The sequence below is a fragment of the Ramlibacter sp. genome (genome assembly GCF_050250995.1).
Lineage (GTDB): Bacteria > Pseudomonadota > Gammaproteobacteria > Burkholderiales > Burkholderiaceae_C > Ramlibacter.
Genome location: NZ_JBFWNP010000007.1, coordinates 31,104 through 55,546, shown reverse-complemented (window position 1 = coordinate 55,546; position 24,443 = coordinate 31,104). Strand labels below are relative to the sequence as shown.

Annotated in this window: 24 protein-coding genes; 16 read left to right on the top strand and 8 right to left on the bottom strand. The window is 68.3% G+C overall.

Annotated elements, in window-relative coordinates:
* The first annotated feature begins 16 nt into the window (after positions 1-16).
* Entirely contained in the window at positions 17-802 is a 786-nt protein-coding gene (locus tag AB7E83_RS08000) for an ABC transporter ATP-binding protein (RefSeq protein ID WP_428567687.1), read from the top strand.
* A gap of 12 nt (positions 803-814) precedes the next feature.
* Positions 815-1,654 carry an ABC transporter permease gene (locus AB7E83_RS07995; protein WP_428567519.1) on the top strand — a complete coding sequence of 280 codons (840 nt, stop codon included), beginning with the start codon at positions 815-817 and terminating at the stop codon, positions 1,652-1,654.
* A gap of 69 nt (positions 1,655-1,723) precedes the next feature.
* On the opposite strand, the gene AB7E83_RS07990 is transcribed toward AB7E83_RS07995, so the two are convergent.
* The gene (locus AB7E83_RS07990; RefSeq protein WP_428567516.1) at positions 1,724-2,257 is read right to left on the bottom strand and encodes a YXWGXW repeat-containing protein; all 534 of its coding nucleotides are present in this window, start codon (positions 2,255-2,257) and stop codon (positions 1,724-1,726) included.
* 214 nt (positions 2,258-2,471) lie between these two features.
* Here AB7E83_RS07990 and AB7E83_RS07985 point away from each other — a divergent pair, with 214 nt between their 5' ends.
* The 4 genes from AB7E83_RS07985 (at position 2,472) to AB7E83_RS07970 (ending at position 6,002) form a co-directional block, all read left to right on the top strand.
* Complete coding sequence (locus AB7E83_RS07985; protein ID WP_428567513.1) at positions 2,472-2,666, top strand: DUF3606 domain-containing protein; 195 nt, start codon at positions 2,472-2,474, stop codon at positions 2,664-2,666.
* Between the two features lie 446 nt (positions 2,667-3,112).
* Entirely contained in the window at positions 3,113-4,009 is an 897-nt protein-coding gene (locus AB7E83_RS07980) for a TauD/TfdA dioxygenase family protein (protein WP_428567510.1), read from the top strand.
* 14 nt (positions 4,010-4,023) lie between these two features.
* On the top strand, positions 4,024-5,040 hold the full coding sequence (locus AB7E83_RS07975; protein WP_428567507.1) for an NAD(P)-dependent oxidoreductase: 1,017 nt from the start codon (positions 4,024-4,026) through the stop codon (positions 5,038-5,040).
* Positions 5,025-6,002 (top strand): Bug family tripartite tricarboxylate transporter substrate binding protein, encoded by a 978-nt coding sequence (locus tag AB7E83_RS07970; protein ID WP_428567505.1) that lies wholly within the window; start codon positions 5,025-5,027, stop codon positions 6,000-6,002. Before AB7E83_RS07975 ends, AB7E83_RS07970 begins: the two co-directional genes overlap by 16 nt.
* A gap of 70 nt (positions 6,003-6,072) precedes the next feature.
* Here the strand turns inward: AB7E83_RS07970 and AB7E83_RS07965 are convergent, their stop codons facing one another.
* Positions 6,073-7,650, bottom strand: a complete 1,578-nt coding sequence (locus tag AB7E83_RS07965) for a transglycosylase SLT domain-containing protein (protein WP_428567502.1) — start codon at positions 7,648-7,650, stop codon at positions 6,073-6,075.
* Complete coding sequence (gene gloB, locus AB7E83_RS07960; RefSeq protein WP_428567499.1) at positions 7,647-8,432, bottom strand: hydroxyacylglutathione hydrolase; 786 nt, start codon at positions 8,430-8,432, stop codon at positions 7,647-7,649. The genes AB7E83_RS07965 and gloB overlap by 4 nt, the downstream gene beginning before the upstream one ends.
* Between gloB and AB7E83_RS07955 the strand changes: the two genes are divergently transcribed.
* From AB7E83_RS07955 to AB7E83_RS07925, 7 genes are all read left to right on the top strand, one after another.
* The gene (locus AB7E83_RS07955; RefSeq protein ID WP_428567497.1) at positions 8,431-9,222 is read left to right on the top strand and encodes a class I SAM-dependent methyltransferase; all 792 of its coding nucleotides are present in this window, start codon (positions 8,431-8,433) and stop codon (positions 9,220-9,222) included. The genes gloB and AB7E83_RS07955 overlap by 2 nt on opposite strands.
* The gene (gene rnhA / locus AB7E83_RS07950) at positions 9,219-9,668 is read left to right on the top strand and encodes a ribonuclease HI (RefSeq protein WP_428567494.1); all 450 of its coding nucleotides are present in this window, start codon (positions 9,219-9,221) and stop codon (positions 9,666-9,668) included. Before AB7E83_RS07955 ends, rnhA begins: the two co-directional genes overlap by 4 nt.
* 133 nt (positions 9,669-9,801) lie before the next feature.
* Positions 9,802-11,211: an efflux RND transporter periplasmic adaptor subunit gene (locus tag AB7E83_RS07945; RefSeq protein ID WP_428567491.1), complete on the top strand. Its 1,410-nt coding sequence runs from the start codon at positions 9,802-9,804 to the stop codon at positions 11,209-11,211.
* Between the two features lie 28 nt (positions 11,212-11,239).
* Entirely contained in the window at positions 11,240-14,401 is a 3,162-nt protein-coding gene (locus AB7E83_RS07940) for an efflux RND transporter permease subunit (protein ID WP_428567488.1), read from the top strand.
* 128 nt (positions 14,402-14,529) lie between these two features.
* Positions 14,530-15,039 carry a pyridoxamine 5'-phosphate oxidase family protein gene (locus tag AB7E83_RS07935; RefSeq protein WP_428567485.1) on the top strand — a complete coding sequence of 170 codons (510 nt, stop codon included), beginning with the start codon at positions 14,530-14,532 and terminating at the stop codon, positions 15,037-15,039.
* Between the two features lie 64 nt (positions 15,040-15,103).
* The gene (locus AB7E83_RS07930) at positions 15,104-15,373 is read left to right on the top strand and encodes a MoaD/ThiS family protein (protein ID WP_428567483.1); all 270 of its coding nucleotides are present in this window, start codon (positions 15,104-15,106) and stop codon (positions 15,371-15,373) included.
* A 3-nt stretch (positions 15,374-15,376) separates the two neighbouring features.
* Positions 15,377-16,459: a WD40/YVTN/BNR-like repeat-containing protein gene (locus AB7E83_RS07925; RefSeq protein WP_428567482.1), complete on the top strand. Its 1,083-nt coding sequence runs from the start codon at positions 15,377-15,379 to the stop codon at positions 16,457-16,459.
* 27 nt (positions 16,460-16,486) lie between these two features.
* Here AB7E83_RS07925 and moeA read toward each other — a convergent pair whose 3' ends face one another.
* From moeA to AB7E83_RS07905, 4 genes are read right to left on the bottom strand one after another with little or no spacing between them, the layout of a single operon-like run.
* Entirely contained in the window at positions 16,487-17,752 is a 1,266-nt protein-coding gene (gene moeA, locus AB7E83_RS07920; protein WP_428567479.1) for a molybdopterin molybdotransferase MoeA, read from the bottom strand.
* Entirely contained in the window at positions 17,749-18,363 is a 615-nt protein-coding gene (mobA, locus tag AB7E83_RS07915; protein ID WP_428567476.1) for a molybdenum cofactor guanylyltransferase MobA, read from the bottom strand. The genes moeA and mobA overlap by 4 nt, the downstream gene beginning before the upstream one ends.
* On the bottom strand, positions 18,360-19,475 hold the full coding sequence (moaA, locus tag AB7E83_RS07910; RefSeq protein WP_428567474.1) for a GTP 3',8-cyclase MoaA: 1,116 nt from the start codon (positions 19,473-19,475) through the stop codon (positions 18,360-18,362). Before moaA ends, mobA begins: the two co-directional genes overlap by 4 nt.
* 16 nt (positions 19,476-19,491) lie before the next feature.
* Positions 19,492-20,253: an SDR family oxidoreductase gene (locus tag AB7E83_RS07905; protein WP_428567472.1), complete on the bottom strand. Its 762-nt coding sequence runs from the start codon at positions 20,251-20,253 to the stop codon at positions 19,492-19,494.
* A gap of 136 nt (positions 20,254-20,389) precedes the next feature.
* On the opposite strand from AB7E83_RS07905, the gene AB7E83_RS07900 reads away from it, so the two are divergent.
* Genes AB7E83_RS07900 through AB7E83_RS07890 form a run of 3 tightly spaced genes read left to right on the top strand, consistent with a single transcriptional unit; the run spans position 20,390 to position 22,970 of the window.
* Positions 20,390-21,154, top strand: a complete 765-nt coding sequence (locus AB7E83_RS07900; protein WP_428567469.1) for a hypothetical protein — start codon at positions 20,390-20,392, stop codon at positions 21,152-21,154.
* A complete protein-coding gene (locus tag AB7E83_RS07895; RefSeq protein ID WP_428567466.1) occupies positions 21,151-22,374 on the top strand; it encodes a M48 family metalloprotease in 1,224 nt (407 codons plus the stop codon). Before AB7E83_RS07900 ends, AB7E83_RS07895 begins: the two co-directional genes overlap by 4 nt.
* Positions 22,371-22,970, top strand: a complete 600-nt coding sequence (locus AB7E83_RS07890; protein WP_428567464.1) for a hypothetical protein — start codon at positions 22,371-22,373, stop codon at positions 22,968-22,970. Before AB7E83_RS07895 ends, AB7E83_RS07890 begins: the two co-directional genes overlap by 4 nt.
* Positions 22,971-22,976: 6 nt before the next feature.
* On the opposite strand, the gene AB7E83_RS07885 is transcribed toward AB7E83_RS07890, so the two are convergent.
* Entirely contained in the window at positions 22,977-24,410 is a 1,434-nt protein-coding gene (locus AB7E83_RS07885; RefSeq protein WP_428567461.1) for an aldehyde dehydrogenase family protein, read from the bottom strand.
* Between the last annotated feature and the right edge of the window lie 33 nt (positions 24,411-24,443).

Below are 24,443 nucleotides of genomic sequence, written 5' to 3'. Positions count from 1 at the left end.
GCTTCAGTTCGACCGCATCGCCGTCACGTTCCGCTCGCGCGAGCCGGGGCAGGCGCACTACACCGCGGTGGGCGACACCACGCTGCGCGTCGGCGCGGGCGAATTCGTCTCCGTCGTCGGGCCCACGGGCTGCGGAAAGTCCACCCTGCTCAACGTGGGCGCGGGTCTGCTCGAAGCGTCCAGCGGGGAAGTGCGCGTCTTCGGCGAGCGCCTGAGCGGCATCAACCGCCGCGCGGGCTACATGTTCCAGTCCGACGCGCTCATGCCGTGGCGCAGCGCCCTCGACAACGTGATGGTCGGCCTGCAGTACCGCGGCATGCCGGATGCCGAGGCGCGCGCCCAGGCGCAGGCCTGGCTCGAGCGCGTGGGCCTCGGCGGCTTCGGCGACCGCTATCCGCATCAGCTCTCCGGCGGCATGCGCAAGCGCACCGCGCTCGCGCAGGTGCTCGCGCTCGACCCCGACATCATCCTCATGGACGAGCCCTTCAGCGCGCTCGACATCCAGACGCGCCAGCTGATGGAAAACGAGGTGCTCGAGTTGTGGGCCGCGAAGCGCAAGGCGGTGCTCTTCATCACGCACGACCTCGACGAGGCCATCGCGATGAGCGACCGCGTGGTGGTGCTGTCGGCCGGCCCGGCGACGCGGCCCATCGGCGAGTTCGAGGTGGACCTGCCGCGCCCGCGCGACGTCGCGGAGGTGCGGTCGCAGCCGCGCTTCGTCGAGCTGCACGCGGCCATCTGGTCGGTGCTGCGCGAGGAGGTGCTCAAGGGCTACGCGCAACAGCTCACGAAGGCCGCCTGAAGGTTCGTCGCCATGTGGAAGTCGCTCGCCCCCTCCGAGAAGAACCTGCGCATCTGGCAGGTCGGCGTGCTCGTCGCGGTGCTCGTCCTGTGGCACCTCGTGTCGCGCAACTCGCAGACCGCGTTCTTCATCGGTGAGCCGATCAAGGTCGCCGGGCGCGTGTGGTCGTGGTTCCTGCCCTTCGACATCGCGCCCAATGCGCTGTTCCCCGACGGCCTGCCGGGCCGCGCCGACATCTACACCCACCTGGGCGTGACGCTGCTCGAAACGGTGCTGGCGTTCGCGCTCGGGACGGCGCTGGGGCTCGTGTTCGGACTGTGGCTCGCGCTCGCGCCGACGGCCAGCGCGATCCTCGATCCGTACATCAAGGCGTTCAACTCCATGCCGCGCGTGATCCTCGCGCCGATCTTCGGGCTGTGGTTCGGGCTGGGCATCTGGAGCAAGGTCGCGCTCGCCGTCACGCTCGTGTTCTTCATCGTCTTCTTCAACGTCTACCAGGGCGTGCGCGAAGTGAGCCCGGTCGTGCTGGCGAACGCGCGCATGCTCGGGGCGAACCGGAAACAGCTGCTGCGGACCGTGTACCTGCCGAGCGCGACCAGCTGGGTCTTTTCGAGCCTGCACACGTCGGTGGGGCTCGCCTTCGTCGGCGCGGTGGTCGGTGAATATCTCGGGTCGGCGCGCGGCGTCGGCTATCTCATCCTGCAGGCCGAAGGGACGTTCGACGTGAACACGGTCTTCGCGGGGATCGTGGTCCTGACGGCGTTCGCGCTGGTGCTCGACGGGCTCGTGGGACGCATCGAGCGGCGGCTGATGAAGTGGCAGCCGAGGGCGGGGGAGACCGAGAAGCTGTAGACGCAGTACCGCAAACGACACCGCAAACGAAAAAGGGGCCGAGGCCCCTTTTTTTCGCTCATGCGTGCATCAAGACGCGCGTCGATCGTTCGGATAGCGGTCGCGCGCGTTGCGCACGCCGTCACCGTCGCGGTCGCGGTCGCTCCGGTTTGCGATGCCGTCGCGGTCCAGGTCGCCGTTGGGGCCGAAGCGGTCGCGGCGGCCGCGGTTGTTGTCGTAGGCATTGGGCACGCCATCGCCGTCACGGTCGCGGTCGTACGCATTCGGGATGCCATCGCGGTCGCGGTCGCCCATCGGGCCGCGGCGCCAGTTGCCCGCGACGTACTGCCACTGGCCATTGCGCTGCACCCAGCGCGGCTGGTCGTAGATGTGGCCCGAGCGCGCGGTCAGCCAGCGGCCTTCCACCCACACGTAGCGGTCATTGCGCAGCTCATAGTGGCCGGCCTCCCAGACGTAGCCCGCTCGCGGGGCCGGAGCGACCTCATAGCGCGCGACGGGCGGCGCGACCTCGGTGATGATCTGGATCTGCGCATTCGCGGCGGTCCCCATGCCCATCAGCGTGCCGGCGGCGGCAAGGGCGAGCAGTGTCTTCTTCATGTTCATCGCATGACTCCTTGATTTGCAATGAACCCAGTCTCGCCGGGCCAACCCTCAGGAACCATCGGATTAAGTCTCCCACCTTTGTCGGCGCATGCCGGGTCTGCCGGGTCTGCCGGGTCGTAGGCCGCCGCTTACGTATTGTTTCGGATGTGACGGTCAAGGCGCTTGCGCGCGTCGGCGTTCAATGAGCCGATGAAAATGGAAAGGATGCAGGGGCATGGCGTATGTCTTCGAAGCGCTCCCGGCGGATCGCAGCCGAATCGATCTGAGCGACCCGATGGAAATTCGCTACTGGGCCGGCAAATTCGAATGTAGCGAGGAGCAGCTCAAGCGCATCGTGGCACGCGTGGGATCGGGCGCGGCGCGCGTCGAGCGCATTCTCGACGGGGTTGAGGAGCTGCCCGAGAGTTAGAAGGATGGGCGCTTTGCTATAGATTCGACCACCGGGAACGGACGTATCGTCAATCGGCGGGGGGCCATGACCGCAATGCATGGCAGAAGCCTCGCCGCGCGCTTTCCGGGGCTCGGAGGAGCAGGCGTCGGCAATGTTATTCTTTTCGTGCCATGGGGGTGCGAACCCCTTCCTTCTCCACACGCCTCAGGCTCCAGCAAGGTCTCGTGGCTCGCCACGCAGAGGGTGCCACTTCACTCGAGCGGCCACCCGCTTTGCGGCATCGTGCAGGCGATGTACGATGCGATGAACGCACTGCTCGAGGGCAGCCCGGGTGGGCAGCTTCCGCGAAGCGCATCCCCGCAGCTGATGGCGACCCAGATGCGCGCAGCCGAGGTGGAGCAGGGGGCGCGGGATTTCATGGACCTACGTGCCGCCGACCGATAGCAGGATATCAGGAGCGAAAGTTGCAGGCCTACGAGTACATCCGCGTGAGCCCACTTGGCGGCTCGCTCGGCGCGGAAATCCAGGGGGTCGATGCCTCCGGTGAAGTTCCTGAACACGTGATGCAGGAAGTGCGGCGTGCCTTCAGCGAGCACCTCGTGATCATCATGCGCGGCCAGGAAGTCGACGCCGAGCAGCAGATTGCCTTTGCCCGCCGCTTCGGCCCTCTCACCAAGACGGTGGGGCTTCTCGGTGACAAGTACATCTATATGGTGGACCGAAAGGCTGACGACACGGGCCCGAACATCGGGGGCCACTGGCATGCCGACGGGTCGCAAATGGAAAGGCCGCCGCTTGGAAGCCTCCTGTATGCGATCGATGTACCGCCGCAAGGGGGCGACACGATGTTCTGCAACCTCTACGAGGCTTATGAATGCCTGTCGCCGGGAATGAAGTCGCTGGCGGACAGCCTCATCCTCGTTCACAGCGGCAAGATCGCGTACCAGGGCAAGGGCCACGTGAACATGGCGTACCACGACAAGAACAAGGACATGTTCGACTATGACGCGGGCAGTATCGAAGCGGAGCATCCGCTCGTGCGCATCATTCCCGAAACTGGCCGGAAGGCGCTGTGGGCGCCGGGGCCGCTTGCGTTCCATTTCAAGGACATGACGCAGGAAGAAAGTGCGCCGCTGCTGCAGTACTTCCGAGCCGTCGCGGTGCGACCGGAGTTGACCTGCCGCATCCGCTGGACCCGGGGCGCGTTGCTGCTGTGGGACAACAGGGCGACCTACCACTATGCGTTGAACGACTACAAGGGATTCGCGCGATCGATGCGACGCATCCAGGTAGAGGGGGAGCGGCCCTACGGGCCTGCGATGCCGCGGCCGGCGCCGGTGCGCAAGGAGGGTGCAGCTTGACACGCATCGTCCTGATGGAAGACTACCTCGACCACGCGAAGGAGATGTCCGAAGTGCAGGCGCTCCAGCGGCGTGCGGACCTGGCCATCTTCACCACCAAGGCACGTTCGGCCGACGAGGTCGTCGAGCGTCTCGCCGGCGCGGACATTGCCATCACCATCCGCGATCGCGTGATGTTCGATGAGGAAGTGTTGTCACGCGTCGGCGCGAAGTCGCTGAAGCTCCTTTCGGTGTGTGGACCCCGGCTGGACCCGCATGTGGACCTGGCGGCCGCAACCCGCGCCGGCATACTCGTCTGCTGCGCACCTGCGAACACCGTGCCGAAGGAACCGCATCACGCGACCTCCGAGGTGACGTGGGCGCTGATCCTCGGACTTTTCAAGAGCGTGATCGAGAACCAGGCGCACATGCGGGCCGGCGGCTGGCAGACCCGCATCAGCCAGGGCGTGGTTGGCAAGACGCTAGGTGTTGTCGGGCCGTCCGGCAAGGTCGGGAAGATCGTCGTGACCGTCGGCAAGGCGATGGGCATGCGGGTCGTCGGCTGGAGCCCGCAGTACACACCCGATCGTGCCGCGGAGCAGGGGATCGAATGCGTTTCCTTCGATACGTTGCTGCGTGAGTCGGACATCGTGACCCTGCATGCGAATGCGACGCCACAGAGCGCCGGACTCTTCGGCGCGAAGGAGTTCGCAGCAATGCGACGGCATGCCGTACTCATCAACACGGCGCGCGCCGCGCTCGTGCAGGAGACGGCGTTGAAGGACGCGCTGGACTCGGGCACCATTGCGGCTGCGGGCCTCGATGTCTACTGGAACGAGCCGCCACCTCCCGACCACTGGGTACGTTCGCATCCACGGGTTCTCATGCAGCCCCACATGGGAGGCTTCACGAAAGAGGGCTACGAATGGATCGTTGCGCCTGGCGTGCAGATGGCGCTCGACTGGCTGGACGGTAAACCCGTGAACATCCGGAATCCCGAAGCTGCCCGCGCAGCGGCAGTCCCGATCCCTGCACGATGGAGCAAACCATGAGACGAGCCTTTTTCCGCGCGACGCTGCTGGTCGCCGCCGCACTTGTCACCGGGGCCGCGTCGGCGCAGGCGTGGCCGCAGAAGCCGATTCGTGTTGTCATCGGTTTTCCTCCAGGCACCATCATGGATGGCGTCGCGCGTCCGGTCACGGAGGAGATGTCGAAGAGGTTGGGACAGCCCATCATCCTCGAGTTCAAGCCCGGCGCCGGCTCGACGATCGCCACGAGATCGGTCGTCGCCGCGGACCCGGACGGCTATACCCTTCTCTTCGGTGCGGCGTCGGCAGTCCTGCCCTTGCTCAATCGGAACAACGGAACCGACTCCGGCAAGGAACTCGCCTCTGTCGCCCACGTCGCCTCGGCTCCGTTCTTCGTTCTCGCGCGCGGCGATCTCCCGGCGACGACGCTCAAGGACCTCGTCGCACACGGCAAGACCGCGGCCAACGGGATGACGCACGGCGTCGGCACGCAATCGGCCGAACTCGTGATGCAGATGTTCAAGGCGCGCACCGGCGTGGAGAGCCGCAGCATTCCCTACAAGTCCTCTGCTCAGTCGCTGCAAGCCATGCTTGCAGGTGAAATCGATCTGAGCGTCGGCACCGTGGCTGCATTTCTGCCGCATATGCAGACCGGGAGGATTCGCGCGATCACGGTGATGTCGGCGCAGCGCTCACCACTGGCGCCCAACGTCCCGACTCCATCGGAACTGGGTGTGCCGAACCTGGAGATCGGGACCAACCTCGGCCTGTGGGCGCCGCCGGGAACCCCGCGCGATGTGATCGCGAGACTTGCGGCGGAAGCGAGGGCCGCACTGGCGCAGCCGGACGTGATCGAACGCATCAGAAAGGGCGCCGCGGCGGAGCCGTCCACGACACCGAGTCCCGAAGGACAGTTGCGAATCTACGAGAACGAAGTGAAGGTGTGGACCGAGGCTGCGCGGTTGGCGAATTTCAAGGCGCCCTGAGCCGGCGCCACAGGCTCGCCCGCGCGGGACTTCACGTGCTCTGGCCCGCCGGGGGCTCCACACCGGACGATCAGCGGCGCTTCTTGGCGGCCGGACGCGCGACCGCTTTCTTGGCGGCCGCAGGCCGCGACACCGTCTGCTTCACCGCCCTCGAAGGCACGCGCGCCTGCGTCCGCGCGGGCGCAGCGCGCGACGCGGCGGCGCGCACCGGCAGGTGCAGCACGACCTGCTGTCCCGGCTTGAACGCGGCGCCCGCACCCACGTTGTTCCACTCGGCCACCTGCGACGCGGCAAGCTTGTAGCGGCGCGCGATGCTCGCCACGCTCTCGTGGCGGCCCGCCTTCACGGTCGTGCGGCGCAGCACGACCTCGGGCGCCAGGCTCAGCTGGCCGTTGTCCGCGAGATGGCTGCCGACGTCGGTGCGCACGTTCTCGGCGCGCGGCACGATGAGCACCGAGCCCGCCTTGATGATCATGCGCGGCGGGATCGTGTTGACCGACCGCAGGTCCGCCTCGTTCATGCCGACACGCCGTGCGGCCTCGGCAACCGTCATCTGGGCCGGCGTGCTCCAGGCCGTCCAGCTCGCGAGCTGGCCCGCGTTGTAGGCCTCGAAGTTGCGCTTGAAGACCGTGGCGTTGTCCCAGGGCAGCAGGATTTGCGGCGTGCCGGCGGCCAGGATCACGGGCCGGTTGTGCTGCGGGTTGAGCGCCTTGAAATCGTCGATGCCGACGTCCGCCAGCTTGGCGGCGAGTTGCACGTCCATGTCGCGCTGCACCGTCACGGTCTGGAAGTAAGGGTGGTTCTCGATCACCGGGAGGTCGGTGCGGAACTGGTCGGGGTTGGCCACGATGTTCTTCACGGCCTGCAGCTTGGGCACGTAGAAGCGCGTTTCGTTCGGCATGTTGAGGTCGGTGTAGCCCGTGCCCATGCCGCGCCGCTGGTTGGCCGCGATCGCGCGCCCGACGCTGCCTTCGCCCCAGTTGTAGGCGGCGAGCGCCAGGTGCCAGTCGCCGAACATGCCGTGCAGCTTCTGCAGGTAGTCGAGCGCGGCGCGCGTCGAGTCGAGCACGCTGCGGCGGTCGTCGCGGAACACGTTCTGCTTCAGGTCGAAGTAGGTGCCGGTCGCGGGCATGAACTGCCACATGCCGGCAGCGCGCGCGCTCGACACGGCCTGCGGGTTGAACGCGCTTTCGATGAAGGGCAGCAGCGCGAGCTCGGTCGGCATGTTGCGGCGCTCGAGCTCCTCGACGATGTGGAACAGGTACTTGCGCGAGCGATCCGTCATGCGCTGGATGTAATCGGGCCGCGACGCATACCACTGCTCCTGCTGGCGCACGAGGTCGGAGTCGAGGTTGGGCATCGCGAAGCCCTTGCGGATGCGCTCCCACAGGTCGGCCGCCGGAACGATCTCCTTCACCGAATGCGAGCTCACCTCCTGCGACGCGATGGGGCGCAACTGGCCCGCCGGATAGACCGGCGCGGGGGCGGCCGCGGGTCGAGGGGAGGGGGTCTCGCCCGCCGCGATCTCGACCGATTGCGAGGGCGGCTGCGCGATGGGCGAGCCGGGCACCGTGGCGCAACCCGCGAGGATCAGCGCCGTCAGGAACGACAGCGAGGTGCGCAAGCCGGGGACGTGCGGCAGTTTCATTTGAATTCGTTCTTCCATTGGCGAATGGCGGCGAACACCGCGACCTCGTCGTGCGGGTCGGCGGCATTGAAAGCCTGCGCGGCTCGGGCCACGCCGGGTTGGCGGGTGCGCAGGAACGGATTGATCTCTTTTTCCTGCGCGAGGGTCGACGGCAGCGTCGGCAGGTCCAATGCACGCGCTTGCTCGCAGCGGTGCGAGTATCGGGCCAACTCGGCATTTTGTGGCTCGACAGCACGCGCGAATTTCAGGTTGGCCAGCGTGTATTCGTGCGTACAGCACACGCGCGTGTCCGCGGGCAGGGCGGCGAGCTTGTCGAGCGACGCGAGCATCTGCGCGGGCGTGCCTTCGAAGAGGCGGCCGCAGCCGCCGGAAAAAAGCGTGTCGCCGCAGAAGAGAAGCGGCGCGTCGACACCGTCGACGTTCACGTTCTCGCAGTAGTAGGCGATGTGCCCCGCCGTGTGCCCCGGAACGTCGATCACGCGGAAACGCAGGCCGAGGACCTCGATCGCGTCGCCCTCGCGCAGGCGGGCCAGGGGCTCGGGAATCCGCTCGGTCGCGGGGCCGAAGACCTGCGCGCCGGTGGCGTCGCGCAGCTCGCCGACGCCGCCCGTGTGGTCCTGGTGGTGATGCGTGACTAGAATCGCGCCAAGTTGCAGGCCGGCCCGGGCGAGATGCGCGGCCACCGGCCGCGCGTCGCCGGGGTCCACCACCAGGGCTTTCTGTCCGTCGTGCAGCAGCCACAGGTAATTGTCCTGGAAGGCGGGCAGCGGGATCAACTTCATGAGCGACCAGATTATAGGAATGCGGGAGTGGTTTGAAACCCCACCGGGCCGGTACCTGCTCGAATGGGAGCGCGCCGCGTTCGACGAGGCCGTGGCGGACATCTTCGGCTACCACGCGCTGCAGCTCGGGCTGCCCGAGTTCGATGCGCTGCGTACCAACCGCATGCCGCACAAGTGGCTAGGCACCGCCGACGCCGAAAGCGCCCGCGCGCATCCGGCCGCCGCCTTCGCCGCCAACTTCGCCGCGCTGCCCTTCGAGGAGAACAGCGTGGACCTCGTGGTGCTGCCGCACTCGCTGGAGCTGAACGTGGATCCGCACGCGACGCTGCGGGAGGTCGAGCGCGTGCTCGTGCCCGAGGGCAAGGTCGTGATCTGCTGCCTGAATCCCGCGAGCCTCTGGGGCCTGCGCCAGCGGCGCGCGCATCTTTACCGGCGCCTCGGATTCGGCGAGCTCTATCTGCCCGACGCCGGCGACTTCATCGGCTACTGGCGCCTGCGCGACTGGCTGCGCCTGCTGAGCTTCGAGGTCGAGTCGGGGTCCTTCGGCTGCTACCGTCCGGCGATGCGCAGCGAGAAATGGCTCTCGCGCTTCGACTGGATGGACCGCGCGGGCGAGCGCTGGTGGCCGATCTTCGGCGCGGCGTACTTCATCGTCGCCGTCAAGCGCGTGCGCGGCGCCCGCATGATCGGCGCCGCCTGGAAAACTTCGAAGGCCATCGCGACGGCGCCCGTCCCGCTGGCCAACCGGCGGCTTCGCCGCGACGACAACCGAGCCCGTTTCGATTCATGAATCCCGTGGTGATCTACACCGATGGCGCCTGCAAGGGCAACCCCGGCCCCGGCGGATGGGGCGTGCTGATGCAGTCCGGCGCGACGACCAAGGAGCTGTACGGCGGCGAGCGCGGCACCACCAACAACCGCATGGAGATGCTCGCCGTCATCCGCGCGCTGCAGGCGCTCAAGCGGCCGTGCGCGGTGACTTTGTACCTGGACAGCCAGTACGTGCTCAAAGGCGTCACCGAGTGGATGCCCGGCTGGAAAGCCAAGGGCTGGCGCACCGCGAGCAAGCAGCCCGTGAAAAACGTGGAACTCTGGCAGGAGCTGGACGAATTGCTGCGCACGGGGGGGCACAAGATCGACTGGCGCTGGGTGCGGGGTCACAACGGCGACCCCGGCAACGAGCGGGCCGACGCGCTGGCCAACCTCGGCGTCGAGGTGGCACTGGGCCAACGCTGAGCCTGCGTCCGTCCTCCGCGTGAATCGGTAAAAAGGATGTAAATCGACTTTCCGGTGCTACATTGCTTGTTTGCCTTGCGTTACAAAATGACGCCGGCGCCGCCAGATCACTTTTGACGGACACAAGCATTCCATGGCTTCGAAGGTTCTCTACACCGTAGTCGCCGTAGCGGGTATCGCTGCGGCCTCGGGTGCCGCGTGGTGGTACCAGAACAAACCGGCCCGGCCCGCGGGCGAGGCAGCGGCGGCGCCTCTGGCGCCCACCGGCGGCGGCGGCGCGGGCATCGCGGGCGGTGGCGGGGGCGGGGCCGCGCAGGGCGCACGCGGCGGCGCGAGCGGGCCGGCCGGCGGACGCGCGCCGGCCGTCGAGGTCGCCCGTGTCGAGACGATCAAGCTCACGGATGATGTGCAGGCCGTCGGCAGCCTCAAGTCGCGCCAGGGCGTCGTGCTGCGGCCCGAGGTCAGCGGGCGCGTCGTTCAGCTCAATTTTCGCGACGGCGAGCGCGTGCGGCGCGGCCAGTTGCTGGTGCAGCTCGACGACCAGTTGCCCCAGGCGCAGCTGCAGCAGGCGGAGGCCGAGCTGTCCATTGCACGGGCCAACCACAAGCGCAACCAGGAACTGGTCGCGCAGAACTTCATCAGCGCCCAGCGCGTCGACGAGAGCTCGGCGAACATGCAGGTGGCCGAGGCCAAGCTCGCGCTTGCCCGCGCGACCGTGCAGCGCCTGCGCATCCTCGCGCCCTTCGACGGCATCGCCGGCATCCGCAGCGTCAATGTCGGCGACTACCTCAAGGACGGCGCGGACGTCGTCAACGTCGAGGACATGGATGCGATCCTGGTCGACTTCCGCCTGCCCGAGCGCTTCCAGACCAAGGTGCGGCGCGGCCAGGTCGCGCTGATCGACGTCGATGCCTTGCCCGGCCGCCGCTTCTCCGCGCAGGTGCTCGCCGTCGACCCGCTGGTCGACGCCAACGGCCGCTCGATCGGCGTGCGCGGCTGCATCGACAACCGCCAGCTCGCGTTGCGCCCCGGCATGTTCGCTCGCGTGACCGCCGTCTTCGGCGAGCGCGACGACGCGAAGCTCATCCCCGAGGAGGCCATCGTTCCGCAGGGCGGCCGCATGTACGTCTACAAGCTGTCCGAAGCCGCGAACCAGAACATGCGCACGGCGCAGCGCGTCGAGGTCACGACCGGGGTACGGCAGCCGGGCCGCGTCGAGATCACGCAGGGCCTCAATGCCGGGGACCTCGTCGTGACCGCGGGCCAGCAGCGCATCCAGCGCGACGGCATGGCCGTGCGCGTGCTCGAGATCGGCAACGGCGCGCCGATGGCGCCGACCTCCAACAGCGCCGCGAACCCGCGCGCCGGCGCCGGCGCGGTGATCGTGAAGGCCGATGGCCGCGGCAATCCCTGCGCCGCGATGGTCGCGAGCTCCTCCGGGCTGCCGGAATCGAGCCGGCCGCGCGCGAAGCCCGCCGCCGCGCCTGCGCCTGCCGCCGTGCCGCCGCAGCGCAAACCCGTTTCGCCCGCCGCCGGCGCCTGACACACCCGCCCCCTCCAGAGGGACCGCCATGCAACTGCCCGAGATTGCCATTCGCCGGCCGGTGTTCGCCACCGTGCTGTCGCTCCTGGTCCTGCTGATCGGCGCCGTGAGCTTCACGCGCCTGCAGGTGCGGGAGTATCCGAAGATCGACGAACCCGTCGTCACCGTCAGCGTGCGCTACCCCGGCGCGTCGGCCGAGGTGATCGAGTCGCAGGTGACGAAGCCGCTGGAGGATTCCATCGCGGGCATCGACGCGGTCGACGTCATCACCTCCATCAGCCGCGCCGAGCAGAGCCAGATCTCGGTGCGCTTCCGTCTCGAGAAGGACGCCGACGCCGCCGCCGCCGAGGTGCGCGACCGGACCTCGCGCGTGCGCAACCGCCTGCCGCAGGCGATCGAGGAGCCGGTGATCGCGAAGGTGGAGGCCGATGCCTTCCCCGTCATCTTCCTCGCGTTCACGAGCGACACGCTCAAGCCGCTGCAGATCAACGACATGATCAACCGCATCGCCAAGCCGCGGCTGCAGACCGTGACCGGCGTGGCGGACGTGCGGATCTTCGGCGAGCGCAAGTACGCGATGCGCGTGTGGCTCGACCCCGACAAGCTCGCCGGCTACAAGCTCACGCCGCTCGACGTCGAGGACGCCGTGCGGCGCAGCAACCTCGAGCTGCCGGCGGGCCGCATCGAGTCGCAGCAGCGCGAGTTCAGCGTGACCTCGCAGACCAACCTGCTGCGGCCCTCGGAGTTCGCCGAGGTCGTGATCAAGAACGTCAACGGCTTTCCGGTGAAGGTGCGCGACGTCGCGCGGGTCGAGGAGGGCGCGGCCGACGAGCGCAGCGCGGTGCGCCTCAATGGTCGTCCGGCCCTGTCCGTGGGCGTGATCCGCCAGGCCACGGCCAATCCGCTGACGCTCTCCCGAGGCGTGCGGGACATGATCCCGAAGCTCAAGCAGGACCTGCCGCCTGACGTGAACATCGACATCGCCAACGACAACTCGCTGTTCATCGACCGCTCGGTGAAGAACGTCTACCGCACGATCGCCGAAGCCATCATCCTGGTGGCGCTGGTGATCTTCGTGTTCCTGCGCACGGTGCGCGCGTCGGTCATCCCCATCGTCACGATTCCGGTGTCGCTCATCGGCACCTTCGGCATGATGGCGCTCTTCGGCTTCACCATCAACACGCTCACGCTGCTGGCGCTCGTGCTCGCCATCGGCCTGGTGGTGGATGACGCCATCGTGATGCTGGAGAACATCTTCCGGCACATCGAGGAGGGGCTGGACCCGTTCTCGGCCTCGATCAAGGGCGCGCGCGAGATCGGCTTCGCGATCATCACGATGACGCTGACGCTCGTAGCCGTGTACGCGCCGCTCGCATTCACGCCGGGTCGCACCGGGCGGCTGTTCATCGAATTCGCGCTCGCGCTGGCGGGCTCGGTGCTGGTGTCCGGCTTCGTCGCGCTCACGCTCACGCCCATGATGTGCTCCAAGCTGCTGAAGCACAATCCGAAGCCCTCGTGGTTCGACCGCTTCATGGAGCGCATCCTGGTGGCCGTGACCAGCGGCTACGAGCGGCTGCTGCGCTGGATCGTCACGGCGCGCTGGGGCGGCCCGCGCGCAGCCGGCGCACCGCGCTCGTTCAAGGGCATGCTGGTGCAGGCGCGCTGGATCGTGATCGCGGGCATGCTCGTGGTCGTCGGGCTGATCGCCACCGTGTGGCCGTCGATGAAGGCCGAGCTGTCACCGCTCGAAGACCGCGGCGTGATCCTGGCCAGCATCAATGCGCCGGACGGCGCCACGCTCGACTACACCAACCGCTACGCGAGCACGCTGGAGCGGATGGGCCAGGGGTACAAGGAGCTCGACCGCATCTTCGCCAACATCGGCAACCCGACGGTGTCGCAGGGCAGCGTCGTGTACCGCGCGATCGACTGGGAGCTGCGCCAGAAGACCACGCTCGAGATGGCGCGCGAGATGACGCCCCGGCTCAACAGCCTCGCGGGCATCAATGCGTTCATCGTCACGCCGCCTTCGCTCGGGCAGGGCTTTCGCGACCGTCCGCTCAACTTCGTGATCCAGACGTCCGACAGCTACGAGAACCTCAACCGCACCGTGCGGCAGATGCTCGACGAGATCGCGAAGAATCCCGGCATCCAGGGCGTGGACGTCGACCTGCGCCTCAACAAGCCCGAACTGCGCATCCAGGTCGATCGCGTGAAGGCCGCCGACATGGGGGTGAGCGTCGAGGTGGTGGCGCGCGCGCTCGAGACCACGCTGGGCGGCCGGCAGGTCACGCGCTACAAGAAGGACGCCGAGCAGTACGACGTGATCATCCAGAACCGCGCGAGCGGCCGGACCACGCCCGAGGACATCGACAGCATCTACGTGCGCGGGCGCAACGAAACCATGATCCCGCTGTCGGCGCTGGTGAAGGTGAGCGAGAGCGTGAGCCCGCGCGAGCTGAACCACTTCGGCCAGCGCCGCTCGGCCACGATCACCGGCAACATCGCGCCGGACTATTCGCTCGGCCAGGCGCTGATCTTCATGAACCAGACCGCGGCCAAGGTGCTGAAGGCCGGCTACACGACGGACCTCAACGGCACGTCGCGCGAGTTCCGCAACTCGCAGGGCGCGCTGGCCATCGTGTTCGTGCTGGCGCTCGTGTTCATTTTCCTGGTGCTGGCCGCGCAGTTCGAAAGCTTCGTCGATCCGCTGGTCATCATGCTGTCCGTGCCGCTGTCGATGATCGGCGCGCTGCTCGCGCTCAAGTGGACCGGCGGGTCCTTGAACGTGTATTCGCAGATTGGTCTCATCACGCTGGTGGGTCTGATCACGAAGCACGGGATCCTGATCGTGGAGTTCGCGAACCAGCTGCGCGAGCAGGGTCTCGAGATGGTCGATGCGCTGGTCAAGGCCGCGTCGCAGCGCCTGCGCCCGATCATGATGACGACCGGCGCGATGGTGCTGGGCGCTGTACCGCTCGCGTTCGCTTCGGGCGCCGGCGCCGAGAGCCGCCAGCAGATCGGCTGGGTGATCGTGGGCGGCATGTCGCTGGGCACGCTGCTCACGATCTTCGTGGTGCCGACGATGTACACGCTCTTCGCGCGCCGCGAGGTGCCCGGCGCCAACAAGGCCGAGGCCCAGGACGAGCCTCACGCGCACCACGACCACCCGCCGCTGGTGGCGAAGTAATCCGCGCCTTTGCGGGGGGTGACGGCCGTCGGATGTCGGTCTCCCCGCACAAGGCGGCTGGCCCGTGGCCGACCCTCCGTGACGCATCGCCGTGCGACGCTGCGTGGATCGCACAACACGGAGTACGCATGAGCCACGACAACAACACCGACTCTCACGAAAAGCTCTGGGAGCTCATCAAGGACACCAAGTTCGGCATGCTCGCGCATCGCCACGCGGACGGCCGGCTGCATTCGCATCCGCTGACCACGCAGAACAAGACGCTCGCGGCCGACGGCATCCTCTATTTCTTCGTGTCCCGCAAGACCGAAATGGGCCAGCGCCTGCGCCAGGACGGCAACGTCAACATTTCCTATGCGCACCTCGACAAGGACAGCTGGGTTTCGGTGTCCGGCACGGCGACCATCAGCGAGGACATGGCGAAGAAGAAGGAGCTCTTCAACCCCATCGCCAAGGCCTGGTTCCCGGGCGGCGTCGAAGACCCCGACCTCGAACTGCTCGAAGTCCGCATCCACGATGCCGAGTACTGGGACGTGAAGCAGAGCAAGCTGCGCCAGCTCTTCACCATGGCCAAGGCCGCCGTCACCGGCAAGCCGCCGCACGACCTGGGCGAGCACAAGGAGCTTCATCTCAACTGAACGCACGGCGCGTTCACTACTCGCGCTTGACCTGCGGGCGTCTGGTGGTGTGCAATGCACCGCCATGCCCACGGTCGAATTCGCCCCCGCGCTGACGCGGCACGTTGCGTGCCCGCCTCAGCGCGTGGACGCTTCCACGCTGCGCGCGGCGCTCGATGCGGCCTTCGCTGCCGCGCCGGCGCTGCGCCACTACGTTCTCGACGAGCAGGGCGCCGTGCGCAAGCACGTGGCGGTGTTCGTCAATGCGCGAATGATCGCGGACCGTGCCCGGCTGGAGCTTGCGCTGGCGCCGGACGACAAGGTCATGGTGATCCAGGCGCTCACAGGAGGGTGATGCATGTACACGTTGTGGGTCGGCACTCGCAAGGGGCTGTTCGTCGTGCGCCGCACGGAGGCCGGCTGGGTGCTGGGCAAGCCGGCGTTCCCGGGCGAGCCGGTCACGCAGTTCGCGGTCGACGCCTCCACCGGGGCCTGGTTTGCCGCCTTGCGGCTCGGCCACTTCGGCGTGAAGGTGTGGAAGAGTGCCGATGGCGGCGCCAGCTGGCAGGAGACCGCGGCACCCGCTTTCCCGCCCAAGCCGACTGAGGGCGAGTGGAGCGACGACACGACGCCGTGGACCGTCGACCTCATCTGGGGCCTGGAGGCCTCGGGCGGCACGCTGTGGGCCGGCTGCCTGCCGGCCGGCCTGTTCCGCTCGGGCGACGGCGGCGCGAGCTGGCAGCTCATGGAAAGCCTGTGGCTGCGGCCCGAGCGCAAGGAATGGTTGGGCGGCGGCTACGACCACGCGGGCATCCACTCCATCGTCGTCGATCCGCGCGATGCGCGCCACGTGACCGTTGCCGTATCCTGCGGCGGCATCTGGCAAACGCGCGACGATGGCGAGACCTGGGCCAACACGTCTTCGGGCATGGTCGCGGAGTTCATGCCGCCCGAGCGGCGCGAGGATCCGAACATCCAGGACGTGCATCGGCTCGACGCCTGCGCTGCGCAGCCCGACGTGCTGTGGACGCAGAACCATGGCGGCATGTATCGCTCGGTCGATGGCGGCATGAGGTGGAGCCCGCTGCCGCGTCCCGCGCCAAGCGATTTCGGCTTCCCGGTGGCCGCCCATCCCACGGACCCGGAGCGCGCGTGGTTCGCGCCCGCGCACTCCGACGCGCAGCGCATGCCCGTGGACGGCCGGATGGTGGTCAACGAGACGCGCGACGGCGGCCAGACCTTCGCGATGCGGGGCGATGGCCTGCCGCAGCAGGATGCGTATCACCTCGTGTACCGGCATGCGCTCGCGGTGTCGCCCGATGGTCGCGTGCTGGCGATGGGTTCGACGACCGGCGGCCTGTGGGTGAGCGAGGACGAAGGCGCGAGCTGGAAGTGCCTCTCGCGCGACCTCCCGCCGATCGCGGCCCTGCGGCTGGGTTAGAGGGCGCGGGGTCGGACGCCGGCGCGCCTAGAGCGGGCCTTCGAACATCATCACGTCCACCGCGTCGCCGGGGGCGACGTTGCCCTGCGCGTGATGCAGGACGATCAGGCCGTTGGCCTGCACCATCGAGCTGAGGACGCCGGAGCCTTGGTTGCCGGTGGTGCGCACGCGCAGCGAGCCGTCGGCCTCGCGCGTGACGATGCCGCGCTGGTACTCCGTGCGGCCGGGCTTCTTGCGCATCGCTTCGCCGCTGAGCGCCCGAAGGTACGGCGTCGCCGTGACGCGCGCGCCCATCATCTTCAGCAGGGCGGGGCGCACGAACGCGAGGAAGGTCACCATGACGGCGACCGGATTGCCGGGCAGGCCGAACAGGACCGACTCGCCGATGCGGCCCACCGCCATCGGCCGCCCCGGCCGCATCGCGATGCGCCAGAACGCGACGTCGCCCAGCTTCTTCATCATCGCCTTGGTGTAGTCGGCTTCGCCCACGCTCACGCCGCCGCTGGTGATGATGGCATCGGCCTTGCGCGCGGCCTCGGCGAACGCGGCTTCGAGCAGCGCGGGCTCGTCGCGCACGACGCCCATGTCGACGACCTCGCAGCCGAGCCGCGTCAGCATCGCATGCACCGTGTAGCGGTTGCTGTCGTATACCGCGCCCTCGCGCGGCGGTTCGCCGAGCGAGAGGATTTCGTCGCCGGTGGAGAAGTACGCGACCTTCAGGCGGCGCCTGACTTCGACCTGCGCGAGCCCGAGGCTCGCGACGAGGCCGCAGGCCGCGGGGCCGAGCCGCTCGCCCTGCAGCAAGGCGGGGCGGCCTTCATGCAGATCCTCGCCCTTGTGGCGGCGGTTGTCGCCGGGCTGCACGACGTTCGCGGGAATCGTGATGCGCGTGCCGTCGACCGTGGCGAACTCCTGCGGAATCACCGTGTCGAGCCCGGCCGGCATGATCGCGCCGGTCATGATCTTCACGCACTGGCCTGCGGCGGCGGTTCCCTGCCATGCCTTGCCGGCCAGCGCGGTGCCGACCGCTTCGAGCACGAGCGGCCGGTCCGTGCGCAGCTGCGCGCCGTCGAATGCGTAGCCGTCCATCGCGGAGTTGTCGTGCGGCGGAACGCTGATGGGCGAGACGAGGTCGTTCGCGAGCACGCGGCCCAGCGCTTCGAACACGCCGACCGATTCGGTCTCGCGCACCGGCACGACGAGGTGCGAGAGAAACTCGCCGACCGCGTCCGCACTGAGCGCCTGCGGGTCGTAGCCCTGCAATTGCGCGGCGATCTGCGCGAGCGTCTTCATGGCGTCTGCTCGAGCCGGTGGAGTTCGGCGAGCGTATTGGCGTTGAAGAAGGCGCGCGGGTCGTCGCCCGGCGCGTCGAAGGTGACGATGGCCTGCCTGTGCAGCGCCGTCCACGCGTCGATCTTGCGGCCGCCCTCGTGCGTGAAGCGTACGAGGCTTTCGAGCAGCTCGCGGCGCAGCAGGCAGAACACCGGCTGCGTGCGCACCTGCCCGTCTTCCTCGCGCGCGGCGGCCATCGCGATGTCGGCGTTCTCGCGCTCCATCGCTTCGGCAAGGCGCGCGACGAGATCGGCGGGGAAGAGCGGCGTGTCGCAGGGCACCGTGACGAGGTAAGGCGTCTCGCAGTTTTCGAGGCCGGTGAGGAAGCCTGCCAGGGGACCCGCATAGTCGGCCAGTGCATCGGGCCACACGGGCGCGCCGAACGACTCGTAGGCGCCGAGGTTGCGGTTGGCGTTGATCATGACCTGCCCCACCTGCTCGCCCAGGCGCACGAGCGCCTGAACCGCGAGCGGCATGCCGCGGAAGTTCTGCAGCCCCTTGTCGACGCCGCCCATGCGGCTGCCGCGTCCGCCGGCGAGGATCACGCCGGTGATGTCGTGCTTGTCCATCACCCTCCGATGTAACTCATTTCGACGCGACGTGCGCCGTTCGAAGCATCCGCGGGCAGGGTGCTTCGCAGCTCCGAATAGCGGTCGTCGCGGTGTTGCCAGATGTGCGCGATGGCGGAGGCGATGTCGTCGTCGCTCGCGCCGCCGCGCAGGAGTGCGCGCAGGTCGTGGCCGTTGCTCGCGAAGAGGCACAGGTAGAGCTTGCCTTCGGTCGACAGCCGCGCGCGGTTGCAGTCCCCGCAGAACGCCTGCGTGACGCTGGAGATGAAGCCGACTTCGCCGCCGCCATCGGCGTAGGCCCAGCGCTCGGCCGTCTCGCCGGCGGCCGTGGCGTCCAGGGGAACGAGCGGCAGTTCTGCGGCGATCAGCTTGCGCACGTCGGCCGAGGGCAGGACTTCGTCCATGCGCCAGCCGTTGCTGGAGCCGACGTCCATGTATTCGATGAAGCGCAGCACGATGCCGGTGCCCCTGAAGTGGCGCGCCATCGGCAGGATCTCGTGCTCGTTGGTGCCGCGCTTGACGACCATGTTGACCTTGATCGGCCCGAGCCCCGCCGCGCGCGCGGCTTCGATGCCGGCCAGTACCTCGGCGACGGGGAAGTCGACGTCGTTCATGCGGCGGAACACGGCATCGTCCAGCCCGTCGAGGCTCACCGTCACGCGCTGCAGCCCCGCCGCCTTCAGCGACTTCGCCTTGCGCGCGAGCAGCGAGCCGTTGGTGGTGAGCGTGATGTCGAGCGGCTCGCCGTCGGTGGTGCGCAGCGCCGCGAGCTGTTCGATCAGCACCTCGACGCTCTTGCGCAGCAGCGGCTCGCCGCCGGTGAGACGGATCTTCTTCACGCCGTGCGCGACGAACTGCGTGGCGAGCCGGGCGATTTCCTCGAAGCTCAGCAGCGAGGCATGCGGCAAGTACTTGTAATCCTTGTCGAACACTTCCTTGGGCATGCAGTAGCTGCAGCGGAAGTTGCACCGGTCGGTGACGCTGATGCGCAGGTCGCGCAGCGGCCGCCCGAGCGCATCGCCCAGCAGCCCCGTTGCCGCGATCGGCGTGGCCGGCACGCTCGCGGCGAGCGCGGCGAGACGCTGGTCGACGAGAGGGATGATGCGCTCGGCCATGCGTCGATTATCGGCTTCAGACGCAGCGCGCCCCGTCCACCTCGTTGCAATCCCCCGTGATGATGGCGGCTTCGTCGCTCGCGAGATAGAGCGCGGCTTTCGCCACGTCGAGCGACGTGGAAAAGCGGCCGAGCGGGATCGACGCGCGGAACTTCGCGCGTGCCTGCTCGTCGACCGGGCCGCCCGCGAACTCTGCGGACAGGCCCGTGTCCGGGTTGAACACCGGGTTGATGCAGTTCACGCGGATGTTCTCGGGGCCGAACTCCGCCGCGAGCGACTTGCTCGTGGTGATGACCGCGCCCTTCGAGCCGTTGTACCAGGTGAGTCCCGGGCGAGGGCGGATGCCGGCGGTCGACGCGATGTTGATGAAGACGCCGCCCTTGTTGGCGCGGAACGCGGGCACCGCGTGGACGGTCGCGAGGTAGATGCTCTTCATGTTGATCGCGTAGACACGGTCGAACTCCTCCTCGCTCACCTCCAGCGCCGGGCGGTTGCGGTGCGTCCAGCCGGCGTTGTTGACCATGACGTCGAGGCGGCCGTGGCGCTGCACGGCGGCGTCCACCAGCGCCTTGACCTCGGCGGACTTCGTGACGTCGGCGGCGAAGAACGAGGCACGGCCTCCGCCGGAGCGGATGTCCGCCGCGACCTTTTCGCCGCGCGCCGCGTCGATGTCGTTGACGATGACCTGCGCGCCTTCGTCGGCCAGGCGCCGCGCGATCCCTTCGCCGATGCCGCCGGCCGAGCCCGTGACGATGACCGATTTGTCCTTCACCCGCATCGCATCTCCTTCGTGTCCGCTGTCGTTTGCTGTTGGTAACCGCGCACGCGCGCGTGAGAAAAAATTCGTCTTCGACATTGTTGCGTATTCCGCGGGCCGCGCCCGGGGGTTTTGCCCGGGGGCGAAGGAAGATGTCGTGCCCGTCATCCGCTCCCCCGCACAGTCGCCCGTGAAAGTCGCCAGCCGCTTCATCATCCGTTTACTTTTCGCCGCGCTGTTCACTGTGTCGATCGTCGCGGCGATCGTGCCGGCGCATGCGGAGGAAGAGTCGTCGCGTCACCTCGCGCCGGGCTTCACGGCGCGGCCCGCGCAGTCCCGCCTGCTCATCCTGCCGCCCGAAATGGAGCTCTTTTCCATCAGCGCGGGCGGCATCGAGGAGCCGCGCGCGGACTGGACCGAGGCCGCGCAGAAGCACTTCCGCGCCGCGCTCGATGCGCGGCGCCAGGAGCTCGGCGCGAACATCGTCGACATCGACGAGCGCCAGCTCGACGACTTCGGCCAGGTGCTCGCCCTGCACCGCAACGTGGCGGAGTCGGTCTTCTACCACCACACCGGTTTCGGCCCGAAGCTGCCGACGAAGGACGGCAAGCTGCTCTGGACGCTGGGCCGCGACGCCGTGCGGCCGCTGAAGGAGCGCACCGGCGCGGACTATGCACTCTTCACCTGGATCCGCGATTCGTACGCGAGCAACGAACGCAAGGCGACCATCGTGGCGATGGCGCTGCTCGGCTCGATCATGCTGGGCGGCGAGCAGGTCGGCTACGCCTCGCTGGTCGATCTGAACGACGGCCGCGTGGTGTGGTTCAACGACTTGCGCCGCCTGTCGGGCGACCTGCGCGAGGCCGAACCCGCGACGGAGACGGTCAAGGCCCTGCTCGAGAAATTCCCACCCCTGAAATGACTGTCCCGCAAGCTCCCGAACGACATTCGCGCCGCGGCTTCCTGCGCGCGACCTGCCAGCACTGCGTCGGCATCGCATCGATGCTCGGCCTGCCCGCGCTCGCGCAGGACATCGCGGGCAGCGACAAGGCGGGCCTGCCGCCGCGCTTCGCGCGTCCGACGACGGACACCGACGAGGGCGGCCTGTGGAGCCTGATGGACCGCGAGGAGTCGCGCTTGCGCCGCAGCCCGCTCGCGATCCGGGACAAGTCGCTCACGCGCTACCTCGGCGACCTGACCTGCCGCCTCGCCGACGGCCATTGCCCGGACATCCGAATCCACGTCGTGCGCATGCCGATGTTCAACGCGTCGATGGCGCCGAACGGCATGATGATCGTGTGGAGCGGCCTGCTGCTGCGCGTCGAGAACGAGGCCCAGCTCGCCGCGATCGTCGGCCACGAACTCGGCCATTACCTCGAGCGGCATCAGGTCGAGCAGTTGCGCACGGCGAAAGACCGCGCGGTGCTCGCGCAGCTCGTGGGCCTGCTCGGCGGCGTGGCGGGCACGCTCGGACAGATCGGCATCCTCGCGAGCCTGTTCGCGTTCTCGCGCGAGCACGAGGCGCGCGCGGACAAGCTCGGCATGCGGCTGATGCAACAGGCGGGCTACGAAGGCGCGCAGGCCGCGCGCGTCTGGGACAACCTGCTGGGCGAGCTCAAGGTGACGGGCGGCGAGAGCGTGGGTGACCGCAGCGCGATGTTCGCGACCCATCCGCCCGTGGGCAATCGCCGCGACGAGCTGCTCAGGCTCGCGGGCGACAAAGGTGGAAACGTCGGCGCGGCCGACTACCAGCGCACGATCGCGCCGCTTCGCTTCGGCTGGATCCAGGACGAGATCAAGCGCGGGCAGTACGAGGAGAGCCTCGTACTGTTCGACCGCATGCTGGCGCGCGCGTCGCCGTCATCGTCGCAGCCCCAGGATGCCGACGTGCTGTACGCGCGCGGCGAAGTGCTGCGGCTGCGCGACGACAAGGGCGACGACGTGCGCGCGCTCGACGATCTGACGCGCGCCACCGCGATCTTCAAAGCGCCGCCGGATGCCTTCCGCTCGCTGGGCCTGCTGCACAAGTCGCGCTCCGACGTCGCGTCGGCCGTGCCGGCCTTCGAGAAGTACCTGACCCTCGCGCCCGAGGCCGCAGATGCGTCGCTCATCAAGACCTATCTGTCGGAGATGAGGCCGTGAGGCGCCTGCCGGGCCTGTTCCTCGCGCTGCTCGTTGCGCTGCTCCTCGGCGCGTGTACCACGGTGGCGAAGGTCGAGGGCGAGCAGACCGTGCGCGGCAAGCTCACGTTGGACGTTCCGGCCGCCTGGAACCGCATCGACGACCCCTGGAGCTCGGAGCCCTACGACACGTGGACGCAGGAGGGACTGCCGCTCGACCATCTGCGCCTGTGGGGCGGCGTGAAGTCGGGCCAGCCGCTCGTGAGCAAGCCGATGGTGTTCTTCCGGTGGTCCGACGAGAAGGATGCGCGCGTGCCGACCTTCCGTTCGGGCCTGCCGCCGGACAAGCTCGTGACGCTGTTCGAGGAGCTCTACGCACTCTCGGGCACCGTGCGCGTGACGAAGGTGGAGCCGACGGTGTTCGCGGGGCACCGGGGCGTGCGATTCGAGTTCTCGCTCGCGCGGCGCGGCGACGACCTGCTGCTGCGGGGCGTGGCGTGGGTCGCGCCGAACGGCGACGAGCTGTATGCGGCGACCTTCCTCGCGCCGGAGCTGGGGTTTTATTCGCGGCTGTTGCCGATGGCCGAAGCGGTCGTCAAGACCGCGCGAGTCCGATAGCCGCCGTCATCCGTGCTTGATCGCCACCGTCTTCAGCGTGGTGAATCCGTACAGCGCCTCGAATCCCTTCTCGCGTCCATAGCCCGACGACTTCACGCCGCCGAAGGGCAGTTCCACGCCGCCGCCCGCCCCGTAGTTGTTGACGAACACCTGGCCGCTCTTCACGCGCCGCGCCATGCGCAGCTGACGCCCGCCGTCCTGCGTCCAGATGCCCGCCACCAGTCCGAAATGGGTGGCGTTGGCGAGTTCCACCGCATGGTTCTCGTCGCGGAAACTCATGGACGCGAGCACCGGCCCGAAGACCTCTTCCTGTGCGAGACGGTGCGTCACCGGGACGTCGCGCAGCAGCGTCGGCGCCTGGTAGAAGCCGGTCTGCGGCGCGTCGTCGACCACCTGTCCCTGCGCGACCATGGGGATGTTGGCGTGCTGAGCGTCGGAGAGGAAGTCCCACACGCGCTGTTGCTGGCTCTGCCGGATGAGGGGGCCCACGTCGAGGTCCATAGCCGCCGGGCCGACGCGCAGGTTCTCGAACGCGCCGCCGAGCCGGTCGAGCAGCTTCTCGTAGATCGATTCCTCGACCAGCAGGCGCGAGCCGGCGGAACACGTCTGGCCGGCGTTCTGCACGATGGCATTGATGATGACCGGCAGCGCGGCGTCGAGGTCCGCGTCGGCGAAGACGATCTGCGGGCTCTTGCCGCCGAGCTCGAGCGTCACGGGGCAGTGCCGGATCGCGGCCGCCTGCTGGATGAGGGTGCCGACGGTCGGGCTGCCGGTGAAGCTGATGTGATCGATGCCGGGGTGACGTGCGAGCGCATCGCCGACCTCGTGGCCGTAGCCGGTGACGATGTTGATCGCGCCCGCGGGCATGCCGACTTCGGCGGCGAGCTGCGCCACGCGAAGGACCGACAGGCATGCGTCTTCCGATGGCTTCACCACGCACACGTTGCCCGCGGCGAGCGCGCCGCCCACGCTGCGGCCGAAGATCTGCATGGGGTAGTTCCACGGAATGACGTGGCCCGTCACGCCGTGCGGCTCGCGCCAGGTCAGCACGGTGTACCCCTCCTGATAGGGCAGGGTCTCGCCGTGCAGCTTGTCGCAGGCGCCGGCATAGAACTCGAAGTAGCGGGCCAGGGCCAGTGCGTCGGCCTTCGCCTGCTTGGTGGGCTTGCCGCAGTCGCGCTGTTCGATGGCCGCGAGCTCGTCGGCGTGCTCGCCGATCTTCTGCGACAGGCGCATGAGGAGCCGGCCGCGCTCGGCCCCGCTCAGCTTGGACCAGACGCTGTCGAGGCAGCGTCGCGCGGCGCGCACCGCCTTGTCGACGTCTTCGGCATTGCCGCGCTGGATCTCGTCGTAGGCCTTCCCGTCGGACGGGTCGATCACGGGAAGGGTCTTGTCGGAGACCGAGGGGACCGATGCGTTGGCGATGTAGTGGAGCTGCATGGCGCGATTTTGCGCCAATGCGCGAAGTCCCCC